Below are 1114 nucleotides of genomic sequence, written 5' to 3'. Positions count from 1 at the left end.
GTTTATGGTGCTGCTATCAATGAAGATAAATATGGTAAAAACATTTCCCTATTGATCTGGAAAGTAGCTGTTATTTTAATACTAAAAAATTGGAGTTAGTTTGTGTCGATTTATCATGATTATGAGATCTACAGATGTCACCGATTTATTACATTTCCCATCAAGAAAAAATATCGGGTTAAATAACCCGATATTGGTTAATTAAATCACCTGGACAAAACGACCGTTAATTAATGAGAAAATAGGTGAGATGGTGGCTAGATCAGTATCGCCATCTTCATCATCAACGTAATAGGATATTGGGGAATTCTTTAAGTCTGATTTATTCACCAATCTGACCATTCTGCCCTCGTTCATTATTTTAACTTTGTAGTCATTCCAGTTAATTGGTATCATTTTAAAACTTTTTTCTTTAAAATCTTGATGAAAAAATTTGCTGGTAAAGATACTCTCTACACTTTCACCGGTTGACCAAGCCTAGGCTTTAAGCGCGACTTTTTGTTGTTCCCGGATAGTATTTACGTCTTTGGCATTATAGGCTTGCCAGACAGCCATATAAGCCTGTTGCAGTTGTCGGCGCTGTTCCGGTGTATCGGTATAAGGTGTTGCTTTAACCCATTCCCAGTCAGGTAACCCATTGATTTTTACCGTTCGGCTAAACCGGTATAAGGTCATATTGGGCGGGAATTTTCGAATATTGAAGAAGTTTTTATCTTTATGTCCGGCTTCTACATTATCTGCTTGTATCACATGGCGTACAACTGGTGTACTGATAGCGGCGTATTTGGTTTCATCCTTTGATTTTGTTGCCACGGGCTGACCATTTTCATCAATCGCTACTTCAATTGCTGTCAGAATCTGGCTGTTTTTACCGTGCATGGCAGTCAGCTCCAGTTTGCATGTCGCTTCAGGGTTGAAATGATTACGGGCTTTATCTGACAGTTTATCTTGGGAAAACCAGCTTAGCGCCCCGAACTCCAGGCTGATTTCATTTTCGCCATTGGCCATTAATAGCATAGAGCCAGTGCTAGATGTGCCAAATCCCCGATTTGCTCGAGCCGAATTACGGTTACTGAACCCCGTTACGCCATTAGTTTTAATATCACAAAAGGCA

General features: G+C 39.6%; 1 protein-coding gene and 1 pseudogene. Both read right to left on the bottom strand.

The window, feature by feature from the left end; genetic code table 11:
- Positions 1-201: 201 nt before the first annotated feature.
- Complete coding sequence (locus tag AM629_RS24895; RefSeq protein WP_235525582.1) at positions 202-357, bottom strand: hypothetical protein; 156 nt, start codon at positions 355-357, stop codon at positions 202-204.
- A gap of 120 nt (positions 358-477) precedes the next feature.
- A pseudogene (locus AM629_RS21170) lies at positions 478-1114 on the bottom strand (hypothetical protein); the annotation flags it as partial.

It is taken from the genome of Photorhabdus heterorhabditis (genome assembly GCF_001280945.1).
Classification (GTDB): Bacteria; Pseudomonadota; Gammaproteobacteria; order Enterobacterales; family Enterobacteriaceae; genus Photorhabdus; species Photorhabdus heterorhabditis.
This window is presented reverse-complemented; position numbering and strand designations above follow the sequence as displayed.